At 32.3% G+C, this 17,122-nt stretch carries 17 protein-coding genes and 1 pseudogene; 3 read left to right on the forward strand and 15 right to left on the reverse strand.

The genetic code is table 11. The features are described 5' to 3' along the window. Positions 1 to 203 precede the first annotated feature (203 nt). The 3 genes from HMPREF0877_RS10445 to HMPREF0877_RS07915 form a co-directional block, all read right to left on the reverse strand. The gene (locus HMPREF0877_RS10445) at positions 204 to 332 is read right to left on the reverse strand and encodes a hypothetical protein (protein WP_002828812.1); all 129 of its coding nucleotides are present in this window, start codon (positions 330 to 332) and stop codon (positions 204 to 206) included. Positions 333 to 437: 105 nt separating this feature from the next. Next, positions 438 to 944: a type 1 glutamine amidotransferase domain-containing protein gene (locus tag HMPREF0877_RS07910; RefSeq protein WP_040761016.1), complete on the reverse strand. Its 507-nt coding sequence runs from the start codon at positions 942 to 944 to the stop codon at positions 438 to 440. A gap of 122 nt (positions 945 to 1,066) precedes the next feature. Further along, entirely contained in the window at positions 1,067 to 1,897 is an 831-nt protein-coding gene (locus HMPREF0877_RS07915; protein WP_002828814.1) for a class A sortase, read from the reverse strand. 133 nt (positions 1,898 to 2,030) lie between these two features. Between HMPREF0877_RS07915 and HMPREF0877_RS07920 the strand changes: the two genes are divergently transcribed. Then, positions 2,031 to 2,570 carry a helix-turn-helix domain-containing protein gene (locus HMPREF0877_RS07920; protein ID WP_002828815.1) on the forward strand — a complete coding sequence of 180 codons (540 nt, stop codon included), beginning with the start codon at positions 2,031 to 2,033 and terminating at the stop codon, positions 2,568 to 2,570. Next, positions 2,516 to 3,433 carry an IS3 family transposase gene (locus HMPREF0877_RS07925; protein WP_242649015.1) on the forward strand — a complete coding sequence of 306 codons (918 nt, stop codon included), beginning with the start codon at positions 2,516 to 2,518 and terminating at the stop codon, positions 3,431 to 3,433. Before HMPREF0877_RS07920 ends, HMPREF0877_RS07925 begins: the two co-directional genes overlap by 55 nt. 15 nt (positions 3,434 to 3,448) lie before the next feature. Here HMPREF0877_RS07925 and HMPREF0877_RS07930 read toward each other — a convergent pair whose 3' ends face one another. Next, positions 3,449 to 4,087, reverse strand: coding sequence for an IS110 family transposase (locus HMPREF0877_RS07930; RefSeq protein WP_002828817.1), 639 nt, complete (start codon positions 4,085 to 4,087; stop codon positions 3,449 to 3,451). A gap of 890 nt (positions 4,088 to 4,977) precedes the next feature. Between HMPREF0877_RS07930 and HMPREF0877_RS10400 the strand changes: the two are divergent. After that, positions 4,978 to 5,767: pseudogene (locus HMPREF0877_RS10400) on the forward strand (ISL3 family transposase). Positions 5,768 to 5,929: 162 nt separating this feature from the next. Here the strand turns inward: HMPREF0877_RS10400 and HMPREF0877_RS07940 are convergent. The 11 genes from HMPREF0877_RS07940 to HMPREF0877_RS07985 all read right to left on the reverse strand — a co-directional run bounded on the left by HMPREF0877_RS07940 (position 5,930) and on the right by HMPREF0877_RS07985 (position 17,056). Continuing rightward, positions 5,930 to 7,336, reverse strand: a complete 1,407-nt coding sequence (locus tag HMPREF0877_RS07940; RefSeq protein WP_002828820.1) for a lipopolysaccharide biosynthesis protein — start codon at positions 7,334 to 7,336, stop codon at positions 5,930 to 5,932. Continuing rightward, on the reverse strand, positions 7,329 to 8,426 hold the full coding sequence (locus tag HMPREF0877_RS07945) for a polysaccharide pyruvyl transferase family protein (RefSeq protein WP_040761018.1): 1,098 nt from the start codon (positions 8,424 to 8,426) through the stop codon (positions 7,329 to 7,331). Before HMPREF0877_RS07945 ends, HMPREF0877_RS07940 begins: the two co-directional genes overlap by 8 nt. Before the next feature lie 73 nt (positions 8,427 to 8,499). After that, the gene (locus HMPREF0877_RS07950) at positions 8,500 to 9,543 is read right to left on the reverse strand and encodes a glycosyltransferase family 2 protein (protein WP_002828822.1); all 1,044 of its coding nucleotides are present in this window, start codon (positions 9,541 to 9,543) and stop codon (positions 8,500 to 8,502) included. A gap of 15 nt (positions 9,544 to 9,558) precedes the next feature. Beyond that, on the reverse strand, positions 9,559 to 10,761 hold the full coding sequence (locus HMPREF0877_RS07955) for an EpsG family protein (RefSeq protein WP_002828823.1): 1,203 nt from the start codon (positions 10,759 to 10,761) through the stop codon (positions 9,559 to 9,561). A gap of 11 nt (positions 10,762 to 10,772) precedes the next feature. Continuing rightward, complete coding sequence (locus HMPREF0877_RS07960) at positions 10,773 to 11,852, reverse strand: glycosyltransferase family 4 protein (protein ID WP_002828824.1); 1,080 nt, start codon at positions 11,850 to 11,852, stop codon at positions 10,773 to 10,775. Positions 11,853 to 11,966: 114 nt separating this feature from the next. Then, complete coding sequence (locus HMPREF0877_RS10450) at positions 11,967 to 12,092, reverse strand: hypothetical protein (protein WP_002828825.1); 126 nt, start codon at positions 12,090 to 12,092, stop codon at positions 11,967 to 11,969. A gap of 815 nt (positions 12,093 to 12,907) precedes the next feature. After that, the gene (locus HMPREF0877_RS07965; RefSeq protein WP_002828826.1) at positions 12,908 to 13,768 is read right to left on the reverse strand and encodes a glycosyltransferase; all 861 of its coding nucleotides are present in this window, start codon (positions 13,766 to 13,768) and stop codon (positions 12,908 to 12,910) included. A 42-nt stretch (positions 13,769 to 13,810) separates the two neighbouring features. Beyond that, entirely contained in the window at positions 13,811 to 14,434 is a 624-nt protein-coding gene (locus tag HMPREF0877_RS07970; protein WP_002828827.1) for a sugar transferase, read from the reverse strand. Between the two features lie 14 nt (positions 14,435 to 14,448). Further along, entirely contained in the window at positions 14,449 to 15,381 is a 933-nt protein-coding gene (locus HMPREF0877_RS07975) for an NAD-dependent epimerase/dehydratase family protein (RefSeq protein ID WP_002828829.1), read from the reverse strand. Between the two features lie 56 nt (positions 15,382 to 15,437). After that, a complete protein-coding gene (locus HMPREF0877_RS07980; RefSeq protein ID WP_002828830.1) occupies positions 15,438 to 16,160 on the reverse strand; it encodes a CpsD/CapB family tyrosine-protein kinase in 723 nt (240 codons plus the stop codon). A 17-nt stretch (positions 16,161 to 16,177) separates the two neighbouring features. After that, positions 16,178 to 17,056: a YveK family protein gene (locus HMPREF0877_RS07985; RefSeq protein WP_002828831.1), complete on the reverse strand. Its 879-nt coding sequence runs from the start codon at positions 17,054 to 17,056 to the stop codon at positions 16,178 to 16,180. Positions 17,057 to 17,122 lie beyond the last annotated feature (66 nt).

Raw genomic sequence — 17,122 nt, forward strand, 5'->3', positions numbered from 1 at the left:
AAAGTCATTAACAAATAAAATTTAAAAAAACTTTCTTTCACAAACTGGTTCTTAATAAATTGTTTGAAATTACGAGCAATTTTGACCCAATTATTTTATTTTCATTTATAACAACCAACAAAAAAGTTCTGAAAAAAATCGTTTTCACGATTCCTTCCAGAACAAAATTTAAATTACTTTATTCAAAATTGATTATCTAACCATTAATCAGCCTTTTTATAATCGGCCGGTGCTGGTCTACCCTTAACTTCCTTTTGTGGACTAAATGGGGTTGATTCCTCTTCTTGAGAATCTTTTTCTACTTCTTCTGGTTTGTTATCTTTTTCAGTCATTAAATAAAACCCTCCTTGGTGAATAAAACTAATCAATCCTTGTAGGCTATGATGTCATTCTAACAGAACGAATTCGTAATAAAAAGTAAAACGTCTTAATCGCCGTTAACCCAGTGCCGCAACAACCGCATCGTTAAACACTGGCAAATCCTTAGGTTCACGGCTTGTAATCAAATTACCATCGATTACCACCGGCTTATCTTCAATGCGTGCCCCAGCATAATACAAATCAGGCTGGACCGTCAAATAAGATGTCATCGTGCGTCCATGAACCAAGCCCGTTTGAATCATCAGCTGTGGGCCATGGCAAATACTTGCTGTTAACTTGTTCTTTGCCAAGAAATATTTGACGAAATCAACAAATCGCTGATCAGCACGTAGTTGATCAGGTGAGAAGCCGCCAGGAATGAATAATGCATCAAAGTCCTCTGGCTTTACTTCAGAAATCGCCTGGTCAATGGTAATCTTTGTCCCATGCTTTCCTGTGACGGTTCCTTTTTCAAAACCAATTGTGGTCACATCATGACCAGCATCTTCAATTGCTTTAACCGGATCAGTATACTCAACATCTTCTACAAAATCAGTAACAAGAACTGCAACTTTCTTTTTCATTATTAATAACCTCCCGTGGTTAGTAGATCTATCATCTACCATATCCACACCATAACATATTTACTTTGTTGTTGTTAAGTTATAAGTGTTGAAAAAATTAGTTGGAGGTGTACAGAACTTCATTATTTTACAGTCTTTGTACCACCAGCATCACCGTTAACCCCCTCTTCTACACCTGGATTGTACCAATCAACGTGAGCATTCGTTTTTTGTTTCGTTAAATCAAAATAGTTAATAATAGGATCAGGTGCTTTGGCCCACGTATAGCTTTTCTTCAACTGCCCAATTGTTGTAATACGGTATGCTGTACTTGGAAATAAACAAGTAATAATTGTTACCTGTGCCTTTTGACTGGGATCAAGCACACTCACGTCATCAGCCTTAACCAGCCGTTGTTGTTTAATACGATATTCAAAAATGCCGTCACTATTAGCTAGGTAAATGGCTTGATTATTCAACCAATTACTTTTTTGTCTCTGCCCATTCACAAGATAAGGTGAATCATTTTGATAATTTTGCTGCAAACCACTAAACCCCGTTAACCCATCATCAAAATTATGACTAGCTAGCCCATAGTTACCTTCCCCCATTACGGGTACTTGCCTACCAGTTGGATCTACCCGGCTACGATTTGCATAATTTGCACCTGCTTGTAAACCTTTTTCTGAATAATCATCATTAAAAATGGGTTCAAGAATACCAACAACAGGTATACAAACAAATCCTTGCTTTTTTAGATCAGTTTGCGTTTCACGCATTAGGCGTTGTCGAATTCTATTACGATCAACCAAACTCATCTTCTTATTATCTTCAATTACGACCTTATGTGCACGTATTTCTTGCACGATTTTATTATGAACATCAAACCAATTTTGTTGGTAGCAAATGTAACTAATGCTGCATAAAATGATAATCAATAATATATATTGAAAAATTTTATCAATTTTTCTCATTTTAACTAGATTCCTATCTTAATTTGCTGTGCTATATGCATCTGTTTAAAAAAGTCTGTGAATCAGTATGTAACATTAGTGAAGTGCCCCATAATTGTTAGACATAAAATCTAACGATTATGGGGTATTTTTCATGACTAAATATACAACTGATTTTAAAATTAATGCCGTGCAACGTTATTTTAAAGGAAACATTTCATTAAATGAGCTCGCAACAGAATTAAAATTGTCGGATGAGGCTTCACTTAAAGGATGGGTAAATCTTGCTAAGGAACAAGGCCTTGAAGCATTAGCAGTTAAACATCATAGAAGACGTTATGATCTAGACTTCAAGCTGAAAGTGGTAGAATACTATCAAACTCATGCTGTGGGAGTTAGTAAAGTTGCCGCTATTTTTAACATCTCAGCTTCACAAGTTTATAGCTGGGATAGAGCTTTTAAGCTAGGTGGGTTAGCTGCATTAATTCCTCGTCAAAAAGTAAGGCCTAGCTTAATGAAAAAGAAACCAGTAAGGTCTACACATCAGTCAGCACTTTCACTAAGTGAAAAACAAGCCTATGAAGAAGAAATATTACGTTTAAAAGAACAATTATTTCGAACAGAAATGGAACGAGATATATTAAAAAAGTTGCCACCCCGGTCGGATCTCTCTCAAACAAAGCCAAAACACTAGCAGTTGATTCTGTCCGGGGAGACCGTAAAAATAGATGCACAGTTAATGACCTACTAACATTTTTTGATTTGAAACATGCGACTTATTATGATGAGAAAAAACGATTATTAAAGACTAGTAAGTATCAACAGATTCAAAATATGATTCAAAACATTTTTCTGGCTAGTCACAAAACCTACGGTTATCGCCGCATTCATCGTCAACTTTTAAATCAAGGTGTTAAAATTTCTGCTAATACTGTCCTTAAATTGATGCATATATTAGGAATTAAAAATCATATATACCGTAGGCATACCAGTTCATATAGTTCGTACAAGGGCAACATTGGTACTAAAGCACCTAATTTTCTGAAGCAAACTTTTAATGCAACTCAACCATGTACAGTTATTCATACGGATGTAACCCAAGTACGTTTATCTAATCAACATTGGGCCTATATTTCAGCGATGACTGATGAAGCTACTAAGGAAGTTTTGGCATTACAGATTAGTGCCCATCCAGATAAGCAATTAATTATGAAAACGATTGACCAATTGTGTGCTAACTTACCAACTGATACGAAGTCAATCATTCATTCAGATCAAGGCTGGCATTATCAGCAGAAGGATTATCAAGCAAAGTTAAAAGCTTTGAATTTCATTCCCAGTATGTCGCGAAAGGGGAATTGTTTGGACAACGCCCCCATTGAAAGCTTTTTTAATCTGTTAAAACGGGAAAGTCTTAACGAACAACATATTAAAAATATTGCAGAATTAAGTGATATTGTTGATAAATACGTCCATTGGTTCAACCATGAGCGTATTTCGTTGAAAACAAAAGGCCTGCCTCCGATTGCATATCGGAAACAGGTCTTAGGTAATTAAAATTTATTTAAATGTCTAACTTTTTTGTGGCACTTCCGTTTTTTGCGAGATTTTTTTATTTGTACTTTTTAAAATAAGGTTTTTTAATCTTGTTCTAGTCATACCCATTAAAGCATCAGGATGAGGAAAGAGTTTTATAAAAGTTAATGCCAAAGTGGAAGTAATAGGATTAAATAATGTGTTCATTTCAGGAAATGACAATTCTAATCCACGTCGGATTTGATTTGATACAACTTTAATATCCTCAATAACTTGTAAATAATTGTTAGATAAAGTTTTAAGTTGTTCATAAATATTCTCCACCTTAACATGCACAGCAAAAGCCGGATCATCTGCGATACTTGCTAAAGCACGCGCATCAGAAACATCTGTCTTATTTTGCCTTAAGGTCTGCAACTTTAAATGTAAAGCTAATGGATTAACCACTTTATAAGGTATATTGTAATCCGTAAAGAAGCGTTCAAGCGATTTCGAATAAACACCAGTCGCTTCAAAAATAACATTTGGCTTTTCATTCAAAGAACAAAGAGTATTATAGAACTGTTTAAAATTAATTTTATTATGATGAATAACCCCTTCGTCTATAATTTCATCATTCTGAACAATAGCATAATGACTCAGTCCTTTACTGACATCAAGAGCCACGTTAATCATTTTTGGGTCCTCCTTATTTAGATTTATACAAACCTATCAGTAAGAATATTGTACATATCATTTATTTTCCTGACACAAGCTCTACGGCCTAACATATTAAACTAACTATATGTACACTTACCTGGCCAGTTTGACTTATTCGAGTTAACTACCCACTAGCGTGAACGACCTTATAGATTTGTATACTTTAATTATAAAATTAAAGAAGCAGAAACAGATATCGTTATATCTGTTTCTGCTTCTAATGTTAAGGTTCTACAATTTTTGGTACGGATAGCTAATCCTTCAGATTAGTCATCGGTACTTTTTTTGTTTGTTTCTGTATAATTCATGGTAAACAAAAAAACAGACCAGCGGCAACTAGTCTGTCTAACAAAAAATCCCTCTAGAAAGAACCTCTAACTATGGATAAGCATATCAAAATTTTACTTGGAATTAAAGGCGGGATTCGACAACAAGTTTGGCACTTGAAATTATCTTACGATAATTATTGTCCACAATGTGCATGCCTTATGAATAAGAACGGCACAAAGTTAGTACAACATATCGCTTCTCGTGCAGCCAACATCTTTAATCAACTAGCGATTCGTAAGCAAAAATACATTTGCCCACAATGTCATCAAACAGCACTAGCTGAATTTACTGACATAAAAGCTGGTGATCATATTATTGCAAACGTTAAACAAGCAGCCGCTATGGAGTTGAGTGATAATGTCAGTCAAAAACATATTGCGCAAGCTTATAATATTTCACCTCATACCGTCATGCGCCAAGCACAAGGACTTTTCAACTACAACAAAACAACCTTTCATTATTTACCACAACATATTGCATTTGATGATTTTAAATCTGGTAACTTCGCAAAGAGTAGCGGTATGAGCATGATTCTGATGGACAGCGCAACGCACCGAGTCCTTGATATCATGCTTGAACGTGGTGATAATAACTTGCGTCATTACTTTGAACAGTACTCTTACTCGGCTCGAGCTGGTATTAAAACCGTGACTGCAGATCTATTCAGTCCCTATCGCCAAATGATTCATGATTTATTCCCACCTGCCAGATTATCGCTGATCGGTTTCACGTTGTGACACAAGTCTATCGGGCATTAAACGCTATTCGTATTCAAACAATGAAAAGTTATGGTTTGAACACACGAGCTTATCGACAATTAAAACGATATTGGAAACTTCTTTTAAAAGACGAAACGACTCTCAACTATATCGACTTTCGGAAGCGTCGTAACTATCATCATGCTTACCTAACAGATCAAGAAGTCGTTGATCGTTTATTAGCTTTATCGCCTGAACTACAAGCAGCTTACAACTTTTTTCAAGACATCCTTTACGCTGTTCGACATAAAGATTTTGAGCAATTACAAACTACTATTACAGTCAATCTGCAGTTACCTCGTTTTCAGCAATTACCTGAACCTATGAAAAAGGCTCGGCTGACCCTAAAGCATCACCTATCAGAAATTGAAAACAGTTTTACCTATAAGTTCTCTAATGGTCCCGTTGAGGAGCTAATAATAAAATTAAAGCTATTAAGCGTACTGCATACGGTTTTCGTAATTTCAAACTATTCCGTTTGCGTATATTAATTGCTTTTAAAGACAGTTTCTACTCACAAAACTACACACAAAAAGCAGCCAAATTCATGAAGAATTCAGCTGCGTAGTGTGCAAGCTATTCAATTAAATAATTCTGTTATCAGTACCATTTGACGAATAACCAATGTTAATATGTTTGACATAGAGCCGAAATTACTCCAACTTACGGGGTTCAGTTCATTTCACACTTTTTGACATTATTTATTTTCGTAAATGTCTGTTAAAAAATATCACTTAATAATGTTCCTTATCAACCCCAAAGCATTCCATAATATTATTTTAATTCTGTGATCAAAAAAAATCTGAATAGTAATACAAATAGACACCAAACTAAACACAATAATATCATTATTAACATAATAGTTAATTATCGAAGATAGTATTAATAAAACATGTAACATAGTAAATTTCATCACATTCATTTTAATTTTATGAAATTTCTGTATATGCATATACCTATATAAAAACACACAAAAAAATGAAATTGCATTAGCTATTGCCGCTCCATATATTCCAATACATCTAATCAAGATAACCGTCAATACAATATTGATCAATGCACCCAATACTGTGCTATAAAAAACTCCCATTGTGTTTTTACTTGCTGTATACAAAATTCCTAGAAATCCAGCGATAACTGTATAGATAGACACCAAGAGCATAATCGGTAATAACTTCCACCCACTAAAATAACTTATATCCAGCACAACTCTAGTCATAGGCCTAAGAACCGCCATCATTACCAATGATAACAGAAAAATTAAACTGACAATATATTCAAAAACATTAGAAATAAATTCCTTACTATCTTTACTATCATATTCTTCTACTGCCGTCATCTGCCATGATTGGAAAAAAATATTTATCAATGTTGTTACCATAGCAGGGAACCTATTCACCATGGCATATATTCCATTAGCTTTTGCACCTAACATTAACAGGATAAAAAAACGATCTGACGCAGAATTAAGCCACCACGCAAAAGAATTGGGAATTAAAGGAACACTATACAAACACATCGTCCAAAATAATTTTTTATCAAAATATTTCAGCTTTATTTTTTTTAAATTAGAAACCGAGAAAAATAGATAGATAAGTGCCACTACTTGTCCCAAAGTCATAGATCCTAAATAGAAAGAAACCCCTCCATGTAATACTACCAAAAATATAATATTTGCTATTCCCATAACAAATGTATTAATTATCCCTGCGATTGCAAAAGATTTTATCTTTCCTATTGCCCTAACATAATTTGAAATTAACCCAAAAAAAGTAGTTGCAACTAACAGACATGCGGCACCAAAAATAGGATATTCAGGAACAAATGGGCTTATGATTAATCCAATTATAAGCGAAAAAGTAGATACAATAGTTGCAAATATCATTCCTATTGAAAAAACTTTTTTCGGATCTTCTAATTTATCTAAAGTAAATCGAAAAACTCCATCTGTTATATCTAAATATATTAATGGTGAAATCAAACTAATAATGGTAGTAATAAAGTCAGCTCTACCAAATTGTGAGGTGGTCAACGTATATGAATATATAGGAATGAGAATAAATTGCATCAATTTACTTCCTAAGTTCCCTATAGCAAATACTATGGAATTGCCTATTAACTTCTTATACCTATTCATATATATTTATCACCTTCTCAAATCCACTAAACTGTTTTCCAGCTTCCTTTCTTAAAAAGTTTAATGTTTCATCGTCCATAAGGGTATAATTAATAGTCTCATTTAATTTTATTTTAGACATATCCACATATTTCTGTTGAGGATAAAAAGAATCAATTACATTATTAGTTTTTTCACTATAACTAACAACAAACGTTGGCTTCTTAAACACCCATCCTAAAATCATAGAATGGTATCTCGTAGCAAAAACTTTTTTTGCATTACTAATAATTTTCAAAGATTTAAGAATGTTTGTATGTTCAATAATTTGAATATCGTCAGTATAGCTAATTAAATTATTTTTTATTTCTATTGCCTTTTTTGTATCGCCTTCTTTTTTACAAAACGACATTATTATAATTTGATTTCCATTCCGTATCTCTTTTTTAATTTGTTCACAAACAAACTGAGTATACAATTCATCAATATTCGAGCCAAATCTAGCTGTATTTATAACTGAAAATAAAACATAATTAATTGCATCTTCATTTTTTTTATCTTCAACAGAAAGGTTAAACACAACATCTGGCGAATAACTCACATTTCCATAATTTTTAAAAAGCCTATATGAATATTCGTCTCTAAATGAGGATGAAGTTACTGATTTAAAAAACTTTTTATACTCTGTCAACTGTTTTTGGGTAGCATATGGACCAAAATTACTGCCGATAACTAAATAATTATTTACATAATTTACAAGTATCATTCTAATCATATACTCAATATTTAAAGAACCATTCGTAGGTAATATGAAAATTGAGCCTCCTAGTTCCATATATATTGAATATTTTTTTGCAAGTTTAACTCTTTGTTCATATGATGATGTTTTTAGTGGGCGATTAATTCTATAACTAATCTTATCAATTATACGTTTAGTTATAGAATTATTTTTTTTGATTAAATGTATATTATCAACATCCTTAAAAACAGAAAAATCATCTACTGTAGCATATATATCAAATTGAACTTTTGGATATCTCCGGGCTGTTATGTAGATAAATAAATCATCTCCTAAATTTGATTGCCAATAACCATTTACAAATACTCGCATCTTATCCCCTTTTTTATCCATCATATAAAATTCAAAGAACTTAAAAAATGTGTGATTGCTCAACTTTTCTGAATCATAACTCTACTATTGCGCTTCTAAAATTATTTTTATGATACTTTAACCATTTAAAAAATTTGGTAATTGGAATAATGGTTACAATGGGACACTTTCCTATCATTTTAATAAATATTATTTGATCATTTGAAAAGTTATGAGAAAGGAACTCCATTAAACTCGGGTTTGTTATCCCACGTTGAACTAATCTAATATCTTTCAAAAAAACATCCTTATTATTCACTTTAATACTGTACTGTCTTAATATATTGGTCATTGATAACCTAATTTTCCAGTATTCACTAACTAATTTTTTTTGATTATAATCAAAATCATTAATAAAGTTTAGAAATTTAAGTATAGCATCTGCGAATAACACATTGTTTTCTTGCATCTTTGGGGAATAAGAATGCATAAGTGAATTATTATTTTGAAAATATTTATAAACTTTGCCTTGTAAAAGTTGAACATTTTTACAATGCAATAAAGCATAACAGTTAAAAATTAAATCTTCCCCATTAAAAACATTTGTAGGAAATAATATCTTATTATCAAATAATAATCTCCTTTTAAAGAATTTTGCACAAGGACCCGAGGGGTATTCATCAGCTTTAAACATTTCTGTATTTATCTGAAGATTACTTAAAATGATATTTTCTATTTCATATTGTTTATTATATATTTTCATATTATGTTCTTCAGAAACGTTAATTGATGTTGATACAATATCCAATTCAGGATGTAGAAGCACTTGCTGTATCATTTTAGAATATGCATCCGGATAGATTTCATCATCATCATCTATAAATGTTATATAATCTCCTTTTGAAATACCTATTCCTGTATTCCGAGCTATACTCACTCCAGTATGATTATTAAAAATCACTTTAACTTGCCTATTTTTATTCTCAATGCTCTTGAGAATTTCTTTTGATGTATTTGATGACCCATCATCTACAATGATAATTTCTTTCTCACACGTTAATATATAATTAAGGCTTTCAATTATGTAACTTAATTTTTCTGTACAATTGAAACTGGGAATTATTACACTAAGTAACAAAAAACCATCCTCCTTTCAATAAATTGGGATATTTATCAGTAAATGATATAAATTTGATAAACATAATTCCAAAACTGAAAGTGTAAATCCCATTCTCTTAACATTAGCATAACAAACAATACAACCAACTAAAATTGCTAAACTGTTACTTGCAAAAATTAGATTTTTGATATTGATACTAGTCACTGACACATATCTGGCTATATAAATTAATGCTAATGGAACTATTACCATAATATATCTACTAAATATCATTGAATATCCAATTAATGTTAATTGCATCACAGTAAAAAACAACATCATTCTTCCCAATCCAGAACGTCTTTCTTTTTTGTCAACACCATAATATATTATTAATCCCATAATCATCGACAAGATTGCTAATGTTCTTAAAAGGTAAACAAATAACTGACCATTTGCAGACCGTTCCATAAAATCAGTCGAGTAGGTGTTAGTCATATTTAAAATCTGTGAAAATAAATTATTGCTTAAATTAGTCCCAATTTTATTCGAAATTTTGAAATAAAAAATTAGAAACAAGACGGGAACTATTATTTTAAAAGCTGAAATTTTTTTAATAAGTGCCACATACACAGCATTTGCAACGCCCAAAATAATTCCAGTATGAAAAATAATTGGTATAAAAAATAGCCAAATATATCTTCGCTTTTTGACCCTTTCAAAAAAAATATATATAATCAGGAAAAATAGCGAACATGCTAAAGCCCACCTCATAGTACTTGCTGTATTCAAAAAATTATATAATAGTGGTAATGGTAAACTTAAAAATATTGCGGTAAATCCACTTATTTTCCCTCTTTCTTTAAGATCAACGAATGGGAATAATAACGAAAATAAACAGATTACAGTATTAATATACGGAAGTAAATTGAAATACGCTGTTCTTGATACAAACATTTCTAATGCTGTAAATCCTATACTGGAAGACTGATATTCAATTAATTGATTGGTTTCTGATAGTGCTGATAAATCTTGCCATCCTGAAATAGACTGTAATTGACTTAATACTTGAAAGTATCTATATGCATCATCTTCCACAGAAGGGATATATAGTAATATTAATAAGCTAAAAGTTAATACTGACCATAAAAGCAGCCAATAAGTCTTCTTTCCTCGTAAAAAAAAAGATAATGCATAAATTACTAGGCTAGCGGGAATTGGTATAAATATATATATAAACATCATTATCAATACCATAAAATTATCACCTATGAACTTTCATTTAAAAACATTAAATATAAATCTTGATATTTTTTCGACATTACCTTATCACTAAATACTGGTTGTGCGTTATCATGTATCATTTTTTCTTTATCAACCAAGTCAATTATCTTTTGAAAAGAATGTACAAAGCTATCTATATTATTATTTTTAAATAATTTCCCGAATCGTCCCTGATTCATAATTTCCTTATGGCTTTCAATATCTGAAAGTAAAACTGGTTTGCCAAACGATAACGATTCAATCACTGCCATAGGTAGTCCTTCTGAGAGCGATGAAGAAGCAAAAACATCGGCATTTTGAAAGAACACAGTAGTATCCTTTTTAAATCCAACAAAAATTATTTTCGGTTCGTCTTTATACCTTTCTTTCAATATTTTATATTTTGGGCCGCCACCTACAATAGTTAAATTCACATTATTATTAACAACTGATAGCACTGCTTTAATTAAAAAATCCACATTTTTTAATTCTGATAAAGATCCTACATAAACGACGTTAATCTCTCTACCACATATCCTACTGTTAGTAACAAGTTTATGGTCAAAAGGCACACCATTTCGTATAGATACATAACTCAAACGTGTGTGTTCTTTTAGACTTTTTCCTACCGATTCAGAACAAGAAACAATTTTTAGCTTTCTCAATAAAAAATAATGTATTTCTGCTAAAAGTCTGCCTTTTATCTTTCCAAACGTTAATATATAATCCTCAATAGGCTTGTTATGAATAGTTGAAATATTCACTACATTTTTTCTATTAAAAAGGGTATTTACAAAATCTGGTAATATACCATGAGAATGTACAATAATTTTACTAGATTTATATGTCAAAATTGATTTAATTTTTTTAATGCCTTGTCTCATATTCTTTTCACTATAAATTTCAACACCAAGTGCCTTAAAATCATCAATTCTAGAATCACTACCTTCCGCTTTAAAAGTAATTACTACTGGACTAAATATATTTCTATCCAAATTTTTTATAATATAAAATAAAACGTTAACTGGACCACAACGTTTAAGAGAACGTACCAAGTACAATACTCTTATCCCATCATTATTCATTAATACTTTCCCTCAATCCTTTATCAGTGATTAAAAACAAATTATCATCTGTTATCTAAAATAAGCTGTTATTAACAATAAATAGCATCATCCATCTTTTTCAGTCTCAAATTATCAATCCAAATGGAACCCCCGTGATAAATAATACTCATTAGCTGATTGCCAGCCGAAGCGCTTACGTGATCGGTTATTTATTTGAGTTACCATTAATTCAATGTAATCATCTGAATAATTCTCCATTGCGACTCCTTTCGGAATATATTCCCTAACTAAGCCATTAGTATTTTCATTTGTTCCACGTTACCATGGCGCATGCAGATCAGGAAAATAAAATTCAAAATTAAAATCGTTTGTAATTCGTTGGTTTACACTGAATTCTTTTCCACGATCAGGGGCAACCGTTTTAATTTCATTACTTGAAGTCTACAAAAAATATATTCGATGACATCCATGACACCTTGCGTTCGTTTTGATACAGCTTTATGTGCTTTTAAAAAGATAGTTTTACGATCCGTCAAAGTAACTAGCACTTGCCCCGCCAGTCTTTTCCAACGACTGTATCTAGTTCCCAATTGCCGATACACAGCCGTTCATCTGCCTCAGCTGGGCGTTCAAGAAATCCACTACGTTTCCTGTTTTTTCCATGATGCCGTAATTGACGTGCTGCTCCACGAGCACCGTGATTTTTCTTGAATATTACTAATTATTTCTAGACGTAGCAATTTGTCATCTAGTTTTCGCTTACGGTGTGAATTTTTCCGATTACGAATATATACTGTATGAGCCTTCTCAGCTTGATAATTGAGAACAGTGTATCGATGAATTTCTCTAGATATCGTTGAGACAGAACGGTGTAATTTCAAAGCAATCTATTGACAGACATTCTTGTAGCATTTCTTCTATACGTCTGCGATCAAATACAATGAGCTATTTGTATTGATTCATTGTGAAACCTCGTATTGTGTACGTTCTTGACAAACTACATTCTACGCCGGTTCGCAATGCATCAGTTTTTATTTATCTTTGTGTTCCACTTCAAGTGTAAATTCACCCTCTTATTTATTAGGTACTCTTAAAAATTTAAGATAAAAATAACTTCTTAATTTATTAGGTACCAAAGTAACAATGCTATTTATAATTATTCCAAAAATATATTCAAATATATTAACTATCCCTTTACTCAGCATCCATGTCTTTAAGTAAATAACGTTCTTTAAATATTTATAACTGCCTCGCCTACTATACAAATCATTCCCACTACGCATATGCACTAATATTCTTTCAGTATTAGCAACACCGTCCAAATCCACTCTTTCTACATTTAAAATGACTCTTAACCATAAATAATAATCTTCTAGCTGACCTAGTTGCCTGTATCCCCCTACATTATCAATTGTTTTTTTTACAAACATAACTGTTGGGTGATTAAATGGATTCCTAAACTTAGAGAACTTCTTTATTTCCTTTCCCTTTATAGGCATTTTTCTAACAACATTACTTATTTTGTCATCGTTTTCATCAATAAATTCATCAACAGCCCCTCCCACAAGTTGTAAATTATCCCGAGTATTTAACATTTTTAATTGAATTTCAAAACGATTATATACAGATATATCATCTGCGTCCATTCTAGCTACTAGTTTTGTAGATATATACTTCATACCTTCATTTAAAGCTATTGCTAATCCTGAATTATGTGCTAATCTTATGATTTGAATAATATTCAAGTGTTTTTCTATCAAACATTTTAAACCATGTTCAACATCGTCGGTTATATATCCATCTACTACAAGAACCACATGTCGTATTTTTACAGATTGCTTACCTAATACACTATCAATAGCCAATTCCAATTCATTAAATTTTGTTCCTTGATAAATTGACATTAAAATAGTAATGTCATCCGCCGTATACATAATGAACCACCTTTAAGCATTTTTATAATATATAACAAATTTCTAATGTGCGCCGTGTCCAGTCATTACAACAATTAAAGTTTGTAAAAAAATTTTTAAATCCTCAATAAGACCAAAATTATTTATGTATTCTAAGTCATCAATTAATTTTTCTGCAGGAGTCGCATCATACCCTCCCCTGATCTGGGCCAGTCCACTTAACCCTGGTTTTACCATTAATCGTTTTTCAAAACCTGGCACTTCTATTACGAATTGTTCTACAAATTTTGGTCTTTCTGGTCGTGGCCCAATCAAACTTAAGTCTCCTCTTATGACAGATATAATTTGAGGTAATTCATCGATTCTGGTAAGTCTAATAAAATGTCCTATTTTAGTTATACGATTGTCATTTCTTGATGCCCATATAGCACCGGTCTTTTTTTCAGCATCATTATACATTGAGCGTAATTTCTTTATATAAATTTTACGCCCCATAAATCCAACACGTTCTTGAGTATAGAACATTGGTCCTGGTGTTTCTAGTTTAACAAGAATACCAAAAACCAATATCAATACACCAGCTGGTATTAACAATAAAAAAGCTAATATAATATCTAAGCCTCTTTTAACATAGATATATAATGATCTGACAGGATTAATAGCTTCTATTTTTTCTAGATAGTTCATTGCCCTAATTTCTCCTAAAGGCTATCCCAATATGCTTTTGCGCCTTCTGAAAAGGTATATTTAGGTCTAAAGCCAAAAGACTTTAATTTACTAATGTCTGCTTTAGAATCTCTAATATCTCCTATACGAGGTTCAAATTTTTTAATCTGCAATTTTTTCCCTGATACCATCTCTAGATCAGCTATTGCATCTAAAAGTGTATGAGAACTTCCAGTTGCTACGTTAAAAACATCCCCAATCATCTTATCTGTCGTTTCAGCTAATTTCAGTGCTGAAATTACATCTTTTATATATATAAAATCACGTGTCTGTAATCCATCCCCAAATAGACTAAACTTCACATTTTGTTTCAAACAATGGCTAACAATGCTCAAAACACCGGAATAAGGAGACTTAGGGTTTTGCCTAGGACCATATACATTAAAAAACCTTACAGCAACAGTAGGAATGTTATATAAATGTGCATACGTTAATATATATCGCTCTGTTGCATATTTATCAATGGCATATGGGGTTGCTGGTAGTACCGCACCATCCTCTTTTTTAGGTAGCTTTGGTAATGCCCCATATGTAGCAGCTGATGATGAAAATAGTACACGTTCAGGGAATAACTTATTTATGCGCAGCGTTTCCATAATAAATAAATTTGCTTCTTGATTTACCTGATGTGACTCGTAAGGCCTTTTAATTGTATCCGCAACAGACGCAATTGCGGCTAACAAATAAATAACATTAAAGTTATATTTTTTTAATAAATACGACATAAACTCATAATCCGTAATACTTTTTTGATAAAAGATTACGTGATCACTATTTACAATATTTTCTCTACTTCCCATAGATAGGTCATCTACAATAATGACATTATTTCCCTCCTTAACATGTCTTTCAACAACATGCGATCCTATAAATCCAGCTCCACCTGTAACTAAAATATTTTTGCCCATTTTGACCACTCCTTAATAAGGTTACTAAAGTTTAATAAATTAAAACATGCATATAATTATTGGTATCCGTAACCATATGTATATCCTGAATTTTCTAACTTAAGATTACTTTGTTCCACAACACCCAATATTTTCACATCTCCTAATTTCAAATTTTCAACAGCTCTTTTCATCGAAAATTTTAACGTTTTACCCATCATTGCAACTAATACAACCCCATCAATTAAGGGTAATATTACTTGCGCGTCAGACACAACCATAATTGGTGGTACATCTAAGACCACAATATCATAATTATTACGCATCCATTCAATCAATGATGTCATACGTTTTGAATTTAGTAGTTCCGCAGGATTAGGTGGCGTAGGCCCGGCCGTTAACACCTCTAAGTTCTCGACAAAAGTCTTTTGCACAATATCCTTAGGTTGCTCAGCCGATGCCAGCACCGTACTTAATCCATGCCCATTAGCAAGCCTAAAAGTTGATTGTGCCGTTGAACGTCGCATATCAGCATCTACGTACAGAACGCTTTTTCCTGCCTGTGCCCAAGTAACAGCAGTATTAGTTGAAACTGTCGTTTTTCCGTCAGAAATCTCTGCCGATGTAAACATAATCACTTGTAAAGTCTCTAACGATGCGCCCGCAAACTCAATATTAGTTCTTAACGTTCTGAACTGTTCTGAAATAACATTTTTAGGTTCAATAACTGTAACTAGCTGTGCACCTTTATCTTGTGTCCTGGTATCTTTGTTACCATCTTTTTTCCTAAATAATCCCATATCAACCTCTTTATTATCTAAATTCGCCGACTACTACGTGAACGATTTGCCTCTTCACTTTTCGGAACGATATTAACAACTTCATCAAGACTCTTAATTTTCCCAATAAAGTTAACCTGTCCAAGATTCGTTAATTTTAGTTCATCAGTTAAGTAACTAACATCCTTCACCGTACGATCAGTTAGTTCTTTAATTAACCCCCAAACAAAGCCAATAAGCAATCCTGCAACTAACCCAGCCAAAGTAATTAATTCAACATTAGGTGACACTGGATTCGTATTATTGACTGCTTTTGAAACAACTGAAACATTAGACACACTCATGATTGACGAAACTTTTTGTTTAAAGACTTTTGCAATTTCATTGGCTGCATCACGTGCTAATTTACTGTTCTTCAAAGTAACGTTCACTGTAAAGATTTGCGAATTTTGCTGATTGGAAATTGAAATGTTTTGAGATAAATCACTTGTATTAATTTCTGATTTATCATATTTAGCATCAACTACCTTATATTCAGCTGGCTGAGCCTGCTTATCAATAACCTCTGACCCGTCAGCTAATGTTTTGTACGTTGCAGGTTGGGCTTTTGTTACCAACTGTTTATTGGTTGTCGTTAAATTTTTAACAACCGTTCCCAGAATAACCGGACGAGTAATAATATCTTTGTACGTATTAATCATCTGCACATCGGCTTGTTGATTTTGTAATTGTGTCGTCGTATTTTCATCTTGTTTTCGATTAACCAATAACGCTACAGATGAACTATATTCTGGTTGAATGACAAACCTTGAGATTCCAAAGGCTGTCCCAGCGAAAACGATTCCCCAAACAATCATCAAAAGCATATTTTTTCGTAAAATTAACCATAGTCGCTTAATGTCGATTATGTTATCCATAAAATATCCACCTATCCATTATTCTTATTTCTATTATCTTAGTTTAGTATAAGTTCAAAACTAAGT

Source organism: Weissella paramesenteroides ATCC 33313, assembly GCF_000160575.1.
GTDB classification, from domain to species: domain Bacteria; phylum Bacillota; class Bacilli; order Lactobacillales; family Lactobacillaceae; genus Weissella; species Weissella paramesenteroides.